Source organism: Rhodoferax ferrireducens, from assembly GCF_031458075.1.
Taxonomy (GTDB): domain Bacteria; phylum Pseudomonadota; class Gammaproteobacteria; order Burkholderiales; family Burkholderiaceae_C; genus Rhodoferax_B; species Rhodoferax_B ferrireducens_A.
Map to the genome: position 1 here is coordinate 1,170,627 of NZ_JAVDXT010000001.1, position 17,799 is coordinate 1,188,425.

14 protein-coding genes are annotated in these 17,799 nt (G+C 67.6%); 6 read left to right on the top strand and 8 right to left on the bottom strand.

The genetic code is table 11. The features are described from left to right. Positions 1–33: 33 nt before the first annotated feature. The 3 genes from J2X19_RS05550 to J2X19_RS05560 are packed head-to-tail and all read left to right on the top strand — an operon-like array spanning position 34 to position 2,737. Positions 34–1,413 (top strand): acyclic terpene utilization AtuA family protein, encoded by a 1,380-nt coding sequence (locus J2X19_RS05550; protein WP_310371364.1) that lies wholly within the window; start codon positions 34–36, stop codon positions 1,411–1,413. After that, positions 1,410–1,757 carry an AtuA-related protein gene (locus tag J2X19_RS05555; protein ID WP_310371366.1) on the top strand — a complete coding sequence of 116 codons (348 nt, stop codon included), beginning with the start codon at positions 1,410–1,412 and terminating at the stop codon, positions 1,755–1,757. The genes J2X19_RS05550 and J2X19_RS05555 overlap by 4 nt, the downstream gene beginning before the upstream one ends. Positions 1,758–1,768: 11 nt before the next feature. Then, positions 1,769–2,737 carry a Bug family tripartite tricarboxylate transporter substrate binding protein gene (locus J2X19_RS05560; protein ID WP_310371368.1) on the top strand — a complete coding sequence of 323 codons (969 nt, stop codon included), beginning with the start codon at positions 1,769–1,771 and terminating at the stop codon, positions 2,735–2,737. Positions 2,738–2,778: 41 nt separating this feature from the next. Here the strand turns inward: J2X19_RS05560 and J2X19_RS05565 are convergent, their stop codons facing one another. The 4 genes from J2X19_RS05565 to J2X19_RS05580 all read right to left on the bottom strand — a co-directional run bounded on the left by J2X19_RS05565 (position 2,779) and on the right by J2X19_RS05580 (position 7,994). Continuing rightward, a complete protein-coding gene (locus J2X19_RS05565; RefSeq protein WP_310371370.1) occupies positions 2,779–4,485 on the bottom strand; it encodes a cation:proton antiporter domain-containing protein in 1,707 nt (568 codons plus the stop codon). A 155-nt stretch (positions 4,486–4,640) separates the two neighbouring features. Continuing rightward, positions 4,641–5,906, bottom strand: a complete 1,266-nt coding sequence (locus J2X19_RS05570) for a leucine-rich repeat-containing protein kinase family protein (RefSeq protein ID WP_310371372.1) — start codon at positions 5,904–5,906, stop codon at positions 4,641–4,643. A 118-nt stretch (positions 5,907–6,024) separates the two neighbouring features. After that, the gene (locus tag J2X19_RS05575) at positions 6,025–6,960 is read right to left on the bottom strand and encodes a 2-hydroxyacid dehydrogenase (RefSeq protein WP_310371375.1); all 936 of its coding nucleotides are present in this window, start codon (positions 6,958–6,960) and stop codon (positions 6,025–6,027) included. Between the two features lie 68 nt (positions 6,961–7,028). Continuing rightward, the gene (locus J2X19_RS05580) at positions 7,029–7,994 is read right to left on the bottom strand and encodes a tripartite tricarboxylate transporter substrate binding protein (protein WP_310371377.1); all 966 of its coding nucleotides are present in this window, start codon (positions 7,992–7,994) and stop codon (positions 7,029–7,031) included. A gap of 105 nt (positions 7,995–8,099) precedes the next feature. On the opposite strand from J2X19_RS05580, the gene J2X19_RS05585 reads away from it, so the two are divergent. Next, positions 8,100–8,825: a GntR family transcriptional regulator gene (locus J2X19_RS05585; protein WP_310371379.1), complete on the top strand. Its 726-nt coding sequence runs from the start codon at positions 8,100–8,102 to the stop codon at positions 8,823–8,825. A 56-nt stretch (positions 8,826–8,881) separates the two neighbouring features. Here J2X19_RS05585 and J2X19_RS05590 read toward each other — a convergent pair whose 3' ends face one another. After that, positions 8,882–11,668 carry an EAL domain-containing protein gene (locus tag J2X19_RS05590; RefSeq protein ID WP_310371380.1) on the bottom strand — a complete coding sequence of 929 codons (2,787 nt, stop codon included), beginning with the start codon at positions 11,666–11,668 and terminating at the stop codon, positions 8,882–8,884. A 53-nt stretch (positions 11,669–11,721) separates the two neighbouring features. Continuing rightward, on the bottom strand, positions 11,722–13,338 hold the full coding sequence (locus J2X19_RS05595) for a FecR family protein (RefSeq protein WP_310371382.1): 1,617 nt from the start codon (positions 13,336–13,338) through the stop codon (positions 11,722–11,724). Positions 13,339–13,667: 329 nt separating this feature from the next. Between J2X19_RS05595 and J2X19_RS05600 the strand changes: the two genes are divergently transcribed. Beyond that, entirely contained in the window at positions 13,668–14,720 is a 1,053-nt protein-coding gene (locus J2X19_RS05600) for a GGDEF domain-containing protein (protein WP_165830787.1), read from the top strand. Positions 14,721–14,815: 95 nt separating this feature from the next. On the opposite strand, the gene J2X19_RS05605 is transcribed toward J2X19_RS05600, so the two are convergent. Continuing rightward, positions 14,816–16,168, bottom strand: a complete 1,353-nt coding sequence (locus tag J2X19_RS05605) for an N-acetylmuramoyl-L-alanine amidase (protein WP_310371385.1) — start codon at positions 16,166–16,168, stop codon at positions 14,816–14,818. Continuing rightward, complete coding sequence (gene tsaE / locus J2X19_RS05610) at positions 16,165–16,677, bottom strand: tRNA (adenosine(37)-N6)-threonylcarbamoyltransferase complex ATPase subunit type 1 TsaE (RefSeq protein ID WP_405048621.1); 513 nt, start codon at positions 16,675–16,677, stop codon at positions 16,165–16,167. The genes J2X19_RS05605 and tsaE overlap by 4 nt, the downstream gene beginning before the upstream one ends. Here tsaE and queG point away from each other — a divergent pair. Further along, a complete protein-coding gene (queG, locus tag J2X19_RS05615) occupies positions 16,657–17,739 on the top strand; it encodes a tRNA epoxyqueuosine(34) reductase QueG (RefSeq protein WP_310371387.1) in 1,083 nt (360 codons plus the stop codon). The two genes, tsaE and queG, sit on opposite strands and share 21 nt — an antisense overlap. Positions 17,740–17,799 lie beyond the last annotated feature (60 nt).

A 17,799-nucleotide genomic window follows, 5' to 3' on the forward strand; every position in this document is an offset into this window, starting at 1 on the left:
CACAATCCGGCCATTCCCTGTCCTGGAGACACTGTGAGCCCTCAATCTGCACCTCCGCCACCTCTGCCACCTCCGCTGTTGATCGGCTGCGCCGCGGGCTTCTCGGGCGACCGCGTGGACGCCGCTTCGGCGGTGGTCGATACCCTGGTGGCGCGCGGCGGGCCGGCCTTTTTGATCTTTGAAACCCTGGCCGAGCGCACCCTGGCCCTGGCCCAACTGCGCCGCCGCGCCGACCCCGAGGCCGGCTACGAGCCGCTGCTCGACGCCATGCTGCGCCCGGTGCTGGCGCGCTGCCTGGCACATGGCATCCGCATCGTCAGCAACTTCGGTGCGGCCAATCCGCCGGCTGCCGCGCGCTTGATACAGCGCATGGCGGCCGAGCTGGGCCTGGCCGCGCCACGCATCGCCGTGGTCTGGGGCGACGATGTGTCCGGCCCCGGGCTGCGCCCGGCCTTGCGGGCTGAACTCGGCGCGGTGCTGGATGGCCTGGCGGTGGTCAGCGCCAACGCCTACATCGGCGCCGAGCCGATTGCCGATGCGCTGAACGCGGGCGCGCAGATCGTGGTCTGCGGCCGGGTGGCCGACCCCTCGCTGGCCGTTGGCCCGGCGCTGGCCCACTTTGGCTGGGCCCGGGATGACTGGGCGCGTCTGGGCGCGGCCACCATGGCCGGCCATCTGCTGGAATGCGGCGGCCAGGTCTGCGGCGGCTACTTTGCCGACCCGGGCTTCAAGGAAGTGCCAGATCTGGCCAGCCTCGGCTACCCCATCGCCACCCTGTATGCCGATGGCCACTGCAGCATCGGCAAGGCCGATGGCACGGGCGGCATGGTGACCACCGCCACGGTGAAGGAGCAGCTGCTGTACGAGCTGCACGACCCGGTCGCCTACCTGACGCCCGACGTGGTGGCCGATATTGGCGCGGCCCGGGTCGAAGAGATCGCGGCGAACCAGGTGGCGCTGCACGGCGTGTGCGGCCATGCGCGGCCGGACACGCTGAAGGTCAACGTCTGCCATGAAGGCGGCTGGCTGGCCGAGGGCGAAATCTCCTACGCCGGCCCGCGCGCCGAAGGCCGGGCCCGCCTGGCCGCCGAGGTGCTACGCCAGCGCCTGCCGCAGCTGGAGCTGCGCGTCGACCTGATCGGCGTGCTCAGCGTGCTGGCCGATGACGCGGGCCGGCTGCAAGCCCAGACGCCAGCCGGCGAAGCGAAAGACGTGCGCCTGCGTGTGGCCGCCAGCCATGCCGACAAGGCCCAGGCCGAGCGCCTGTGCCGCGAAGTCACCGCGCTCTACACCTGCGGCCCGGCCGGCGGCGGCGGCGTGCGCACCACGCTGACCGCGCGGCTCAACACCTTGTCCTGCCTGCTGCCGCGCAGCTTGGTGCAGACCGGTTTTACGATGTTGGAGGATCTATGAAGCTACCCCTGTACCGCGCGGCCCACAGCCGCACCGGCGACAAAGGCAACCGCTCCAACATCAGCGTGATCGCCTACCGGCCCGAGCTGTTCGAACTGCTGGTGGCACAGGTCACGGCCGAGGCGGTGGCCGCGCATTTTGCACACCGTAAGCCCAAACAGGTGACCAGGCATGTATTGCCTGCGCTGGGTGCTATGAATTTTGTATTGGACGAGGTGCTGGACGGCGGCGTGAACGACGCGCTGAACCTCGACAGCCATGGCAAAGCCCTGTCTTACTGGCTGCTCGATTTGCCGCTGACAATACCTGCCGAACTCTTACCCCTGCTACAACCCGAAAACTAACTGGAGACTCCATGCGCCGCAAACTCTTGACCCTCACCGCCGCCTTGTCGGCCGCTGCGCTGTTTGGCACCGCCAGCCAGGCCCAGACCTTCCCCGACAAGCCGATCACCTTCATCGTGCCGTTTGCCGCCGGCAGCGCAACCGACCTGCTGGCCCGCGCGCTGGCCCAGGCCATCACCGTCGACACCAAGATCAGTGTGGTGGTGGACAACAAGCCTGGCGCCAACGCCTTCATCGGCGCCCAGGCCGCGGCCAAGGCCAAGCCCGACGGCTACACCGTGCTGATCGCCACCAACACCACCCACGCGGCCAATGAGCATCTGTACAAAAAGCTGCCCTACGACCCGGTGAAGGACTTTGAGCCGCTGACTCTGCTGGGCCGCGGCGGCCAGATCATGGTGGTAAACCCGGCGCTGGGCGTGAACAGCGTGGCCGAGTTCGTCAAGCTGGCCAAGTCCAAGCCCGGCAAGCTGAGTTTCGGTGCAGGCAGCTCGTCCAGCCGCATCGCCGGCGAGCTGTTCAAGCAGATGGCCGGTGCCTACATCGTGGCGATTCCCTACCGCAGCAACCCGCCGGCCGTGACCGACCTGATCGGCGGCCAGATCGAGATGATGATCACCGACATGGCCACCGGCATGCCGCAGGTCAAGGCCGGCAAGCTCAAGGCGCTGGGCGTGTCGACCCTGCAGCGCAGCCCGCTGGCGCCCGAGGTGCCGACCATCAGCGAAGCCGGTGTGAAGGGTTACGAGATGACCTATTGGTTCGCCGCCTACGCCCCGGCCGGCACGCCTGCGCCGGTGGTCACGCGTCTCAACGAGCTGCTGGTGAAGGCCGCGCACAGCAGCACCGCCGCCAGCTTCTACCAGAACACCGGCACCGAGATCACTACCACCAGCCCGGACGAGCTGCGCAAGGTGCAGGCCTCGGAGTCGTTGAAGTGGGGCAAGATCATCAAGTCGGCGGGGATGGAACCCGAGTAAGCCGCTGCCCCGGCGTGGGGGCAGGGCTGGCTTAGTTAGAACTAAGCGGTCTTGCCGAAGCGCTCCAGCACATGCCGGCCCATGCTGTGGGCCAGTTCGTCTTCGCCCAGGAACACCCGGTTGATGTTCTCTTGCGCCAGCAGCGCGGCTTCGGCTTCGTTGTGGGTGCGCACCACGGTTTCGATGTGCGGGTTCAGCATGCGGGCGTTCTCCACCATCTGGCGCACATTGAAGGCATCGGGGGTGGCCACCACCAGCATGCTGGCGCGGGCGATATGGGCCTGGATCAACACGCCGGCATCGGCCGCATCGCCCGACACCGCGGTGCCGCCGCTGGCGCGCAGCTGCTCGACCCGTTCGCGGTTCTGGTCGACCACCACGAAGGGGATGCCGCGGTCGGTCAGGGCACTGGCAATGCGTTTGCCAACCCGGCCATAGCCCACCAGCACCACCTGCTGGGACAGGTATTTTTCGTGTGTGTCCATGGGCAGCTCGGCCAGGTGGTCGGCGCGGCCCTCCAGCATATGGGCCAGCTTGCTGCGCGACTGTATCCAGACCTCCAGCCCGTCGATGCCTTTGAACACCAGCGGGTTGATGGCGATGGACAGCAGCGCGCCGGCCAGGATCAGGCTTTGGCCTTCAGGCCGCAGCAGGCCCAGACTGGCACCGAGCCCGGCCAGGATGAACGAGAACTCGCCGATCTGCGCCAGGCTGGCCGACACGTTCAGCGCGGTGTTCAGCGGGTAGCGGAACACCAGCACCAGCGCCGCGGCGGCGATGGATTTGCCGACGATGATGATGGCCAGCACCGCCAGTACCTGCAGCGGCTGGCGCACCATCACCATCGGGTCGAACAGCATGCCGACCGACACAAAGAACAGCACGGCAAAAGCTTCGCGCAGCGGCAGCGAGTCTTCGGCTGCGCGGTGGCTGAACTCGGACTCGCGCATCACCATGCCGGCGAAGAACGCGCCCAGCGCAAACGACACGCCGAACAGCGAGGCCGCGCCGTAGGCGATGCTGACCGCGGCGGCGATCACGCACAGCGTGAACAGCTCGCGTGAACCGGTGCGCGCCACCAGCCACAGCAGCTTGGGGAAGACCCGGCGGCCCACGACCAGCATCAGGCCGACGAAGGCCGATACCTTGAGCAGGGTCAGGCCCAACGACAACCACAGGCTGCCACCGCCGCCGCCCTGCTCGTCACCCGGGGCGGTACCGCCCAGCCAGCCGGCCAGGGGCGGCAGCAGCACCAGCACCAGCACCATGGCCAGGTCTTCGACCACCAGCCAGCCGACCGCGATCTTGCCGTTCAGTGAGTCGAGTGCATTGCGCGACTCCAGCGCGCGCAGCAGCACCACCGTGCTGGCCACCGACAGCGCCAGGCCGAAGACGATGGCCTCGCCCATGGGCCAGCCCCATAAATGCGCCACACCCGCGCCCATGGCCGTGGCCACGGTGATTTGCAGCACCGCGCCGGGCAGCGCGATCTTGCGCACCGACATCAGGTCGTCCATCGAAAAATGCATGCCCACGCCGAACATCAGCAGCATCACGCCGATCTCGGCCAGCTCGGCGGCGATCTGGCCGTCGGCCACAAAACCGGGTGTGAACGGGCCTATCAAGACCCCGGCCAGCAGATAGCCCACCAGTGCAGGCAGCTTGAACCGCACGGCGAGAAAACCAAACACCAAGGCCAGACCGAGGGCGGTGGCAATAGTGGTGATGAGGGGCGTGCTATGGAGCATGGGCGGCTCCTGAGGATGTAGCGCGTCGGCTGGGGGCGGGCATGGAACTCCTGTGTAATTTGGGGGAACAGGCCTCTACCATAACCGCTGATGTAAAGACCGCGCCGGTCGGGGGTCGGCACGCTAGCAAAAATATAGCTTCGGGGCCGGCCGGCTCAACCGGACAGATCCACCAGCCTCTGCCGGATGCCAGCGAACACGGGCCGCGCCGCTGGCTGCGGCTGCAGGCAGTCGTCGCGCAGCGCGGCCAGCGCTGGCAGGTCGGTGGGGCAGTGCGCGATCAGTTCTTCCAGCAGGCAGCCAAAGGCGCGAGCTTCCAGCTGCTGCAGCGCCCGGGCTTGCCCGGCATCGGTGGGCAGGAACGAAGCTGCCCCCATGTCGCCCAGCAGGCAGTGGCCGTTTTCATCGCACTGCAGGTTGTGCGCATACAGGTCGCCGTGCAGCAGGCCGCGGGCGTGCAGATGGGCGGCGGCCGAGGCCACGCCTAGCGCAATGCGCAGCACTTTGGCGACCGAAAAAACCGTGCCTGCCGGGTACACGTCGCGGGTGCAGGACGCCAGGCTGGGCGGCCCGGCCAGGGTAGTGAAGTGCGGCGGTACCAGGGGCATCACCAGCCCCGCCGTGCCATCGGGATGGTCGGCCAGCGGGCCGAGGGTGCGCACCAGGTGCGGGTGCGCGCCCGCGGCCAGGCAGGCGGCCAGCTCGCTCTGCGGCCAGCCGTCGCTGGTGACAGCGCCCTTGAACAGCTTGACCGCCACGGGCTCGCCTTGCCATGCGGCCTGGTGGATCACACCCGACGCGCCTTCACCGAGCTGCTGCTGCAACTCCAGCGCCTGCCACGGCACGGCATGGGCTGAGGTGGCGGCCACGGGTTGGTCGGCATAGGCCAGCCAGGCCAGGCGGGGCAGATCCAGCAGCCAGCCGGGCAGGGCGTCCAGCGGGTTGGCCGAGATGCGCAGCAGCTCCAGCTGCTGGCACTGGGCCAGCGTGGCCGGCAGCTGCTGCAGCCGGTTGCCGGCCAGCATCAGCTTTTGCAGCTGGCGGCACTGGCCGAGTTCGGCGGGCAGGGTGTCTATCTGGTTGTCGGTCAAGATCAGCCAGCGCAGCTGGGGTGGCAGGGCGGCGGACGGCACGGTACGGATCTGGTTCGACTTGAAGCCGACCATCTGCAGCTGCGCGCACTGGCCCAGCACTGCAGGCAGCTCGGTGAACCGGTTGTTCGAGCAAAAGATCACCTGCAACTGGTGCAGCCGGTGCAGATCTTCGGGCAGGCTGCTCAGCGCATTGCCCGACAGGTTCAGCACCTGCAGCGAATCCGCCAGGTCAAAGATTTCGCGTGGAAAGCTGGTCAGGCCGCAGGCCAGGTCGAGCCGCTGGATGCCGTGCAGCTGGCCGGCGCGGAGTTGGGAAAGAGTGTCCATGGGGGCTATTGTCGGGGAGCGCTCCCGCTGCCTCCCTGTGCCGGACTTTTTGCATAAAACAGGCCGCTGGCGCATATTCCACCAGCGCCAGCAGCTATCAAATACATAGTATGGCGGTTCAGGGCCCGGCCTGCACCGCGCCAGTGGCGTAGAACGCATCCAGGTTCTGCACCACCATCTCGGCCATGGCTTGACGGGTCTCATGGGTGGCGCTGGCCAGGTGCGGCAGCAGCACCACGTTGTCCAACGCCAGCAGGCGCTGCGGCACCCGCGGCTCGTCTTCGAACACATCGAGGCCGGCACCGGCGATGGCGCCGGTCTCCAGTGCCTGCACCAGGGCTTCTTCGTCGACCACCGAGCCGCGCGACACATTGACCAGGAAGCCCTTGGGGCCGAGTGCGCGCAGCACATCTGCATTCACCAGCTTGCGGGTTTCTGGTCCACCGGCGCTGACCACCACCAGGAAGTCGGCCCAGTTCGCCAGCGACTCCAGCGTGGCTTCAAAAACATAGGGCACGGCGGGGTTGGGCCGGCGGTTGTGGTAGCGCACCTCCATGTCGAAACCGCTGGCGCGGCGCGCCACCACCTGGCCAATACGGCCCAGTCCGAGTATGCCCAGGCGCTTGCCGCTGACCTGGGTCGCCAGCGGGTACTGGCCTTGCAGCCAGTCGCCGCGGCGCACAAAGCGGTCGGCCGCACTCAGGCGCCGGGCCACATCGATCACCAGGCCAAAAGCGGTGTCGGCCACGCAGTCGTTCAGCACCTCGGGCGTGGTGCCGACAGCGATGCCGCGGGCGCGGGCAGCATCCAGCGGCAAGGTTTCGGCACCCACGCCGAAACTGGAGATTACCTTCAGCGCCGGCAGCAGGGCCAGGGTGGCTTCGCTGATGCCGAAACGGGCGGTGGTCACGTAGCCGCTGAAGTCAGCCCCATGTGCGGCCAGGAAGGTCTGCGGGTCGGCCTCTTCCCACAGTGGGTGCACGTCATAGCGGGCGTGCAGCGCGGTGGCGAGCAGGGGGGGCATGTGCAGGTGTTGCAGGATCTTGGGTTTCATGGGGGCAGGTGAAAAAACAGGGTGGATTCAAGCGTGGCGCAGCGCAGGAGACGGTGCGCACATTGCGTCTACTCGGGCTGGATGTTGGCGCCTTTGGCGACCTTGGCCCACTTGAGCATTTCCGACTGGATGAAGTCGCCAAACTGCTGGGGCGTGCCGCCACCGGGTTCGATGCCTGCGTCCTGCAAGGTCTTGCGCACATCGGGCAGCGCCAGGATGCGGTTCACCTCGGTGTTCAGCTTGGCGACCGTGGCCTTGGGCGTGCCGGCCGGGGCCAGCAGGCCGCCCCAGGTGCTGGTGTCGAAACCGGGCATGCCGGCCTCGGCCATGGTGGGTACATCGGGCAGGATGGAGCTGCGCTTGGTGGTGGTCACGGCCAGGGCCTGCACGCGGTTCGCCTTGATCTGCACGTTGACCGCGGCCACGGTGTCGAACATCAGCGAGGTGCGGCCGCTGATCAGGTCCGGGTGGGCCAGCGTGCTGCCCTTGTAGGGGATATGGGCCATGTCGATGCCGGCCATGCTCTTGAACAGCTCGCCCGAAAAATGCGGCGCGCCGCCCGAGCCGCTGGAGGCGAACGACAGTTCGCCGGGGTGCGCCTTGCCGTAGGCCACCAGCTCCTTCAGCGATTTCACCGGCAGCGCCGGCGTGGTGACCAGCACCAGCGGCACTACATGGGTCAGGGCGACTGGCTCGAAGCCTTTCACGGTGTCGAACGGCAGCTTTTTCACCATGCTGGGGTTGATGGCGTGGCTGCTGGCCACCAGGGCCAGGGTGTAGCCGTCGGGCGTGGCCTTGGCCACGAAGTCGCTGCCGATGATGCCGGTGGCGCCGGCCTTGTTGTCCACCGTGACCGGCTGGCCAAAGGATTCGCCCATTTTCTGGCCGATCAGCCGCGCCAGCAGGTCGATGGCGCCGCCGGGCGAGGCCGGCACGATGATGGTGATGGGCTTGGTCGGGTAGTTCTGGGCATGGGCCAGGCCGGTGGTGGCCAGGACGGCGGCGGCGATGGCGCTCACGAGGCTGTGTTGCATGGATGTCTCTCTCCGGGTGGTGGTTGGGGATTTTTACGTTTTACTATACTAGTATTCTAGTATCCCAGATGAAACGACGCAAGGCAACCGATAAACTACCAGGCCATGGCCCGTACCCGTTTGATCCTTCCTGAACTTGCCGCCGCGCCGGCGCCCGCCGCACGCGGAGCTGGCCGCGGCCTGATCGGGCTCGAGGCCTACGAGAGCCTGCGCACCGCCATCCTCAACTGCTCGTTCACCCCGGGCATGGCTTTGTCGGAGCTGGCGGTGTCGGAAGAGCTGGGTGTGAGCCGGGCGCCGGTGCGCGACGCGTTCCGCCGCTTGGTCGGCGATGGCCTGCTGGAGGCGATTCCGCAGCGCGGCACTTTTGTGACGCGGCTGAGCCGGGCGAAGATTGCCGACGCCATCTTTGTGCGCGAGGTGATCGAGTGCCGGGCCGCCGAGCTGGCCGCCCAGGCGCCGCTGGCGGAACGGCAAAAGCTGACCGAGCTGCTGGCGCGGCAGATCGAGGCGTCCGACCAACACAACTTCTCCGGCCATCTGCTGGCCGACGAAGACCTGCACTACCAGATCCTGGTGCTGGCCGGCCACCCGCATGCCTGGAACCCGTTGATGCTGGCGCGCACCGGCATGAACCGCATCCGCCATATCGCCATCCCCGAGCTGGGCGGCAACCGCATCGCCATCGACCAGCACCGCGGCGTGGTGCAGGCCATCATTGATGGCGACAGCGCTGCGGCCAGCGCCCAGATGCTGCGCCATATCCGCTCGCCGCTGCAGTTTGTGGACGCCATCCACCAGCGCCACCCCGAATACTTTGTTGCAGACTGAATCGGCCTCTGGCGCATATTCGACCTGCGCTACCAGCTATTAAATATGTAGCGTGGCTAGAGCAGGCCGGTGATGCTGTCCAGCGGCTGCGGGCGGCCGAACAGGTAGCCCTGGGCAATATCGCATTGCTTGGCGGCCAGCATGCGGCTTTGTTCCTCGGTCTCCACGCCCTCGGCCACCACCTTCAGGCCCAGGCCGTGGGCCAGGGCGATGGTGGCGCGGACGATGGCGGCGTCGTCCTTGTCGGTGGCGATGTCCATCACAAACGAGCGGTCGATCTTCAGCTCGTCGATCGGGAAGCGCTTGAGGTAGGCCAGCGAGGAATAGCCGGTGCCGAAGTCGTCCACCGACAGGCCCACGCCCAGGGTGCGGATTTCGCGCAGCAGGCCGATCACCTGGTCGGCATCGGTCATGGCGGTGGTTTCGGTGATCTCCAGCCGCAGCAGGTGGGGCGGGATCTTGGTCTCCAGCAGGGCCAGCCGCACCACCTGCACCAGGTCGCGGTTCAGACATTGGCGGGCCGAGATGTTGACCGCAATCGGCACCGCCTGGTGCCCGGCCTGCAGCCACTGGGCGACCTGGCGCGCCGCCTGCAGTACCGCCCAGGCGCCCATGTCGACGATCAGGTCGGATTCTTCGGCGATCTCGATGAAACCGCTGGGCATGACCAGCTGATCGGGCGTGCGCTGCCAGCGCATCAGCGCCTCCATGCCGACCAGGCGCGGGTTCTGGAAGGTGAACTGGGGCTGGTAGTGCAGCAGGAACAGGTCGTCGCGCAGGGCCTGGCGCAACTCGATCTCCAGCGCCAGCCGGTCGTGCAGCCGGGTGTTGATGTCCTCCGACCAGAACTGGAAGCTGGCCCGCGGCTGGGCCTTGGCGTGGTACATCGCCATGTCGGCCTTGGACAGCAGTTCCTCCATTTCGCAGCCGTCCTGCGGCACCAGCACCACGCCCACGCTGCCGGCGCTGGGCAAGCGCATGTGGTTGAACTGCGGGCCGAGCACGATGTCCAGCGACAGTGCTTCGACCACTTTGGCGGCGGCGCTGGCGGCGCCGTCGTGGCCGTCCACGTCCTCCAGCACCAGCACGAATTCATCGCCACCCCAGCGGGCCACGGTGTCGGTGTCGCGGCACAACTCGCGCAGGCGCAGGGCCAGCACCTTCAGCACCGCGTCGCCGGTGCGGTGGCCCAGGCTGTCATTGATGTGCTTGAAGCGGTCCAGGTCCAGGAACAGGATTGCCGCCTGGCTGCCGCGGCGCTGCACCCGCGACAGGGTCAGCGTCAGCCGTTCGTGCAGCTGGGTGCGGTTGGGCAGGCCGGTCAGCGCGTCGTGGCTGGCGGCGTAGTCCAGCTCGCGGGCCGCGGCCACCGCCTCGGTCACATCGGAGAACACCAGCACCGCGCCGTCCAGCTGACCTTCGGGGCTGCTCAGCGGGCTGGTGGTGGCCCGCAGCGCACGCACGCCATGGGGCGTTTGCAGGCTCAGAAACTGCGGCAGGTAGACCCGGCTGCGCTGGGCCAGGCAGGTGTGGACGGCTTCGCGCAGCCGCTCCATGCTCTCCACCGTCAGCGGGTAGGCGCTGTGCAGGGACTGGCCCAGCAGCTTTTGCGCGCCGGCCTGCCGCTGGGCGCTGGGGTTGGCAAAGCGGATGGATTGGTGCACCGCGTCGATGGTGATGACGGCGTCGTCAATCGCCTGCAGCGTGGCCTGCGCATGCTGGCGCGAGCGCAGCAGCTGGCGGTTTACCGCGCGCAGCTTGCCGGCCACCCAGAACACCAGCGCCACCGCCAGCGCCACGCTGGGCACGGCCGGCGGCAGCCACAGCTGGGTATAGGCCAGCAGCAGGCCGCTGACCAGCAGCGGCAGGCCCAGCATCACGCCGGCCAGCAGTACCCGGCGGCCGCTGCGCAGGGGCCACAGCGCCAGGCTGCTGATGGCCAGCAGCGCAAACACCAGCCCGGTCAGCGCACCCGCGCGCTGGATCAGCGCCTGGCTTTGCAAGGCCTCAAACGCCTCGGCATGGAACAGCACGGCCGGAAGGGTGGACTGCGGGCCGGCCAGCGGGGTGACCAGCTCGCCGCCCAGGCCGCGGGCCGTGATGCCGATGAACACCGCCCGGTCCTTGACCCCGACGAGCACCTTGGGTGATTGCAGCGCCTGGGCAAACGACAGGGTGGGCAGGCCGGTGATGCGCGGCAGCAGCACCTCCTGGCTGCGCACCCAGGTGCGGGCGTTGCGCAGGCTGGCCGTGGCCAGCGGCTGGGCGGCGGTGGCGGGCGCGGCCAGCTGGTACATCGCCATGGCCAACGCCGGCAGGCTGGCGCGGCCATTGCCGGCTTGCAGGTACAGGCCGCGCGACTGGCCGTCCAGGTCCATTTCCACATCCACATGGCCGAGTGGGTGGCTGCCGCTGCCCGGCGTCGCCAGGGCCGGCAGCAGCGGCAGGCTGTCCATCTGGCCATCGGCTTGCTGGGCCGGCGCCACCGCCAGCACCACCTGGCCATGGCGGGCAATTGCCGCGGCCAGGGCGGCATCGCTGGTCGGGTCCAGCCGGTCGGGTTCGGAGAACAGCACGGCGATGGCAATGCTGCGGGCGCCGGCTTCGTGCAGCCGGTCGAGCATCTGGGCGTGCAGCGCACGGGGCCAGGGCCAGCGGCCCAGGGCGGCCAGGCTGTCGTCGTCAATCGCCACCACCACCGGCGGCTGGGCGCTGGCCGGGCGTGTTGGCAGCAGCAGGTCGTAGGCCATCAGGTCCAGCCTGTGTACCCCCGGCGGATACCACCAGGCCAGCAGCAGGGCCGTGCCCAGCCCCGCCAGCCACCAGGCCTGGCGACGGACCACCCGCCCCAGACGGTGCCGGAGCGGGCGATGTGCTGGGGGAGCGGATAGGGCGGTCAGAAGAGTGCCAAGGCGGGTAGCAGCAGCAAGAGCGCGCGCCAGTACTGCGGCCGGGGTTCAGGGACGGTGAAGGTCTGGGTGCTGCCCCAGGGGCCGATGTAGCCGTCGGCGCCTATGGCTTGCACCCGCACATGGTGGACGCCGGGCTCCAGGTCGTGCAGCTGGTACTGCGTGGCCTCGGTCTGGGCGTCGGTTTGCGGGCTGGCAAAGCTGTTGTCGCGCGCCACCTGCAGCCGGTACTGGGTGGTTTGCGGCTGGGCCGACCAGCGCAGGGTGAGGCTGCCGTCTTGCGGCGGCGGTATGTCTACGCCCGGGCCGGGCAGCACCCGGCGAAAGGCTTGCGCATCGCCCCAGGGCCCCTGGCCTTTGCCGGGCTGGATGGCGGCAACCCGCCACTGGTACAGGCCGGTGGGCAGGTCGCGCGCGGGCTGGGCGGTGGCGGCCTGCACCACTTGCTCGTCGAAGGCGGTGGGTTCGCCGCTGGCCGTGGTCTGCAGCCGGTAGCTCCAGCCGGGGTCGGCCTGGGTCCAGCGGAACACCGGGCGCTCGGCGGTGGTGACGGTGTCGGGGGCGGGCTCGATCAGCAGCGGCGGCTCGGGCCGGGCATGGACCACCAGCGTGCGCTGGGACGATAGGCCCTCCAGGCCCTGGGCGTCGATGCCGCGCACCCGCAGCACATAGCTGCCGTCGTCCACATCGCGGGCGCGGATGCGGGCCGCGGGCGAGGTCTCGTCGGAGATGGCCACGCTGAACTGGGTGTCGGGGGCGATCTGGGTGCGGTAGCCGCTGGCACCGGCCAGGGCGGGCAGCGGCAGGTCGATGGGCAGGCGCTCCACGCGCTCGGGCAGGCTGTCCAGGCTGGGTGCGGGCAGCAGGGCCACGGGGGCGCTGGGGGTTTGGCCGGTCTGCGCCACGCTGCCCTGGGCGGCCTGGGCCGTGACCTGGCCGCTGGGGTTGGCCACGTTGACGGCGCCGCTTAGCACCTCGGTGCGCAGGCTGCTGCCGTCGGCATACACGCGGAACTGGGTGCCACGCACCGCCGCCACGGCCGCCGGGCTGCGGATCTCGAAGCGTCCCCCCGATTCGCCCACGGGCGTGACCTGGTTCTCCAGGCTGCCGTGCAGCAGCGCCAAGGTGACCAGGCTGCCTTGGCCGAGCAGCCGAGTTTGGGCCTGCTGCAGCTGCAGTTCGGAGTCGCGCCGCACCAGCACCCGCGAGCCGTCGGCAAATTGCAGGGTGGCGCTACCGCTGGGGCCGGTGCGCAGGGTGGACGGGGCTTGCAGCAGTTCGCCGGCCACTGCGCTACGGGCGGCGGTGGTGCCCGGTTGCAGGCTGGTGTCGCCGGTGGCAGCCAGCAGCCGCACCTGGGCCGATTCGAGCTTGAGCCAGGCCTGGGGAATGTGCAGCCGGGTGCCGGGCATGACGCGGCGGTCGTCGGGTATCTGGTTCAGCTGGCGCAGCTTCAACGCCAGCGCGGGGCTTTTGAGATAGCGGCCCGCCAGATTCCAGGGGTGGTCGCCGGGCTGGACGGTGTAGATGAAATCGGCCGCCGAGGCCACGCTGCCGGCCCCCAGCAGGACCAGGCTACAGAGTGCAGTGTGGAGGTGACGCATGGGAAACAGAGGGTTGTGCATAGGTCTTCGTGGGGTGCGGCCTGCATCTGCCGCCAAGTTTGTTAATTATTGTTAAAAACCCTCCATTCTTCGCCTCCCGCTATAAATAATCATCAGCCTGTGCCCTAGCAGCGCTGAATCCATCACCAAGTATGGGTAAGTAAGCAGCGCTTCCGTGAAGCAGTGGTTTGTGTTTGGCTGTGCACGCAGTAACATTTTCTTGCCACTGCTTCTTCGGTGGTAGACCCTCTGCACAGGAAAAGTGCTTGCATATCCTCAGACAACAGTTGCACCGCGGGCTTGACCTGCTATTGGGCCGCGAGAAGCGTATGCGGATCCGCACCCGCCAAGGCGCTCTGGCGGCGGTACTGATGCTGACCTGCATTGCCGAAATGTATTGGGTGGCTGCGCATGGGGTGGCCGACTACCGGGCCGTGGGGGTGTGGTCGATCTTCAGCATGGGCGGGCTGGTGCTGTTTTTTGGCTTGATACGCAGCGGTGTGTCCCTGCGTTGGCAAGACCCGTCGATGGCGTTTGTGCAGATGCTGTATGCGGTGGCCTGCAATGCCGTGGCCTTTGTGATTGCCGGGCATGCGCGCGGCGTGACCCTGCCCCTGTTGTCGGTGATCCTGATGTTCGGCATCTTCGGCATGTCGATACGCCAGCTGGCGCTGGTGGCGGTGTACTCCGTGGGCCTGTTCACTGCGGCCATCGCCTACGAGCTCACTTACCCGAGCACCGACGAAGAGCCGGTGGTGTTTGGCGCCTATCTGGTGATGGTGTTGATCGTGCTGTCCGGTAGCACCTATTTGACCTGGCGCCTGACGCAGATACGCGAACACGTGCGTAGCCAGAAGAAGCAACTTACCGAGGCGCTGGAGAAGATCCAGCAGATCGCCATCCGCGACGAGCTGACCTCGGCCGTGAACCGCCGCCATATGCAGGAGCTGCTGCGGGTGGAGGTGCAGCGGTCGGTACGGATTGCCTCGCCGCTGCTGATTGCGGTGCTGGACATCGACCATTTCAAGCGGATCAACGACAGCTACGGCCACCAGGCTGGCGACCGGGCGCTGCAGGCGTTTGTCGAGGCGGTACAGGCCGGCATCCGCGGTACTGACACCTTGGCGCGCTGGGGCGGCGAGGAGTTTCTGGTGATGCTGACCGACGCGCCCATGGAGCTGGGCACCGTGTGCATGTCGCGCGTGCGCACCCAGGTGCAGGACCTGGTGGTGTCCTATAACGGCATCGATATCCGCTTCACCGTGTCGATAGGCCTGACCCAGTACCGCCCCGGCGAGTCGGTGGCCAAGACCATAGGCCGCGCAGACGAGGCCTTGTACGCGGCCAAGGCGCAGGGCCGCAACCAAGTGGTTTGTTTGTAGCACCCTCAGACTGGGTTTACGTTTTTCCGGCTGCTGGCGCTTATGGAGACCGTGCTGGTAGCTATTGAAAACGTAGCAAATGGGTTGCTGAACGTTTACACCGAGCGGTTTCTGGCCAGCGGCGGATTCTTGGCGAAATAGCCGCGGATGCCGCGCAGGATGGCGTCGGCTAGCTGCTCCTGGTAGGCGTCGCTCTTCAGCTTGGCCTCTTCTTCGGGGTTGCTGATGAAGGCGGTTTCGATCAGCACGCTGGGGATGTCGGGGGCTTTCAGCACCGCGAAGCCGGCCTGTTCCACGTTCGCCTTGTGCAGCTTGCCGACCCGGCCGACTTCGCCCAGCACGGCGCTGCCGAGCTTCAGGCTGTCGTTGATTTGGGCGGTGGTGCTCATGTCGATCAGGGCTTTTTGCACCTGTACGTCTTTGGCCTGCACATTCAGGCCGCCCACCAGGTCGGCCTTGTTTTCCTTGTTGGCCATCCAGCGGGCGGCGCTGCTGGAGGCGCCGCTCTGGCTCAGCGCGAACACGCTGGCGCCGCGGGCGGCCGGGGTCAGGAAGGCATCGGCGTGGATGCTGACGAACAGGTCGGCCTGCACGCGCTGGGCTTTTTGCACCCGTACCTGCAGCGGCACGAAGAAGTCGGCGTCACGGGTCAGGAAGGCCCGCATCGGGCTGCCGTTGACGGTGGTGGCGTTGATGCGCTCGCGCAGCAGGTGGGCGACCTTCAGCACCACGTCTTTCTCGCGGGTGCCGCCGGGGCCGATGGCGCCCGGGTCTTCGCCGCCGTGGCCGGGGTCCAGCGCGATGATGATCAGGCGGTCGGTGCGCTGCGGCGCTGCGGGTTCATTTTTAGCATCATTTTGGCCGCTAGCGCTGGTTTTACCTGCGGGAGGTGCTATTGCAACGATAGCAGGCGCGGGAGCTGTCGTGGGCTTGGCCGACTGCTTGGCGATAAGCTCTTCCAACGGGTCGGGCGGCAAGGGCGCGGGCGTGGGTTCGCTCATGCGCTCGGCGATCAGGGCTTCCAGCGGGTCGGCTTCTTGCGCGGGATACAGGTCGAACACCAGCCGGTGCTGGTAGGCGGCCACCGGGTTCAAGGTAAACACCTGGGGCGAGGCCGCGCGCTTCAGGTCGACCACCAGGCGCACTATGCCGGGCGCGTTCTGGCCGACGCGGATGCCGGCGATGTTCGGGTCGTTGGCCTGCACCTGGCCGACCAGCTCGCGCAGCGCCGGGTTCAGGTCGATCCCCTCGATGTCCACCGCCAGCCGCGGCGGGTTGGTGATGAAGCTGTGCTTGACCGACAAGGCGGTATCGGACTCGATGGTGACGCGCGAGTATTCGGGCGCCGGCCAGACCCGCACCGCCACGATGCTGGCGCCACGGGCCAGCTCGTTGAGGCCCAGCAGCAGGACGACGGCGCCGCTTTGCAGAACGCTGCGGCGCTTCATGCGGCCAGCCCGGTCAGCAGGCGCTGGCCTACGGCGGTGGATGCGAGCAGGGTGGCTTGGCGGGATTCGTCGTGCATGGTGTTCAGGGTAATCGAAAGGTCGGGCGTGGGCAGCAGGGCGCCGGCGTTGGACGGCCATTCGGCCAGCTTCAGGCCGGGGCTGGCGAAGATGTCGCGAAAGCCCGCGTCCTCCCATTCGCGCGGGTCGCTGAAGCGGTAGAAGTCGAAATGCCAGATGTTCAGCGGAGGGTTCAGCGCCGGCAGCTCATACGGCTCCACCACCGCATAGGTCGGGCTCTTGATGCGGCCTTGCACGCCCAGGGCGCGCAGCAGGTGCCGCACCAGCGTGGTCTTGCCGGCGCCCAGGTCGCCGTGCAGGGCGATGAAGGCATGCCGGATGTCGGGCTGGGCGGCCAGTTTGTCCGCGAAGGCCGTAGTGCCGGCCTCGTCTGCCCACAGCAGCTCGAGGCGGGTTTCTACAATCGGCAGATGGTGTTGAACGGTGCTCAGAACGAAGGTCTCCAACAGGTGTCTCGGATACAGGGGTGGGCGCGCGAACTCGGATTTTCCCAAATTGGCGTGGCCCCGGTGGATTTAAGCTCCGCCGAGGCGGGTCTGACTGCCTGGCTGGCCCAAGGGTTCCATGGCAGCATGGCCTATATGGAAAGCCATGGCCTGAAACGCGCGCGCCCGGCAGAGCTGGTGCCAGGCACCGTCAGCGTCATCACCGCCCGCATGGATTATCTGCCGCGCAGCACCCCGGAGGGTTGGCAGGCGCTGGAATTCGACCGTTTGCAGCGTCCGGGCGAGGGCATTGTGTCGGTCTACGCCCGGGGCCGCGACTACCACAAGGTCTTGCGCGCGCGGCTGCAAAAGCTCAGCGACCGCATTGCCGCCGAGCTGGGTCCGCTAGGCTACCGGGTGTTCACCGACTCGGCGCCGGTGCTGGAGGCCGAGCTGGCCACGCGCAGCGGCCAGGGCTGGCGAGGCAAGCACACCCTGGTGTTGAACCGCGAGGCCGGCTCGATGTTCTTCTTGGGCGAGATCTACGTGGACCGCGCCTTGCCGCCCACCGAGGCTACCAGTGGCCACTGCGGCAGCTGTAGCGCCTGCATCGATATCTGCCCGACCCAGGCCATCATCGCGCCGCAGCGGCTGGATGCGCGCCGCTGCATCTCCTACCTGACCATCGAGCATGCGGGGCCGATCCCGCTGGAGTTCCGCCCGCTGATCGCCAACCGCATCTACGGCTGCGACGACTGCCAGCTGGCCTGCCCCTGGAACAAGTTCGCCCAGCGCAGCGCCTTGCCTGACTTCGACGAACGCCGGGGCCTCAGCGGCCAGCAGCTGGGCACACTGTTTGGCTGGACCGAAGACGAGTTTCTGCGCTACACCGAAGGCGGGCCGATACGCCGCATCGGCCATGAGCGCTGGCTGCGCAATGTGGCGGTGGCCATGGGCAATGCGTTGCGGGCCGGGGAGGATGCCGGTATCCGCCATGCTTTGCAGCAGCGGGCGGCAGACCCGAGTGCGCTGGTGCGTGAGCACGTGGCCTGGGCGCTTGGGGTTTAGATGCCTTTTAGGCCTCTAGCGCAGAGAATATCTGCGCAAGCAGCTATCTTTTGAATAGCG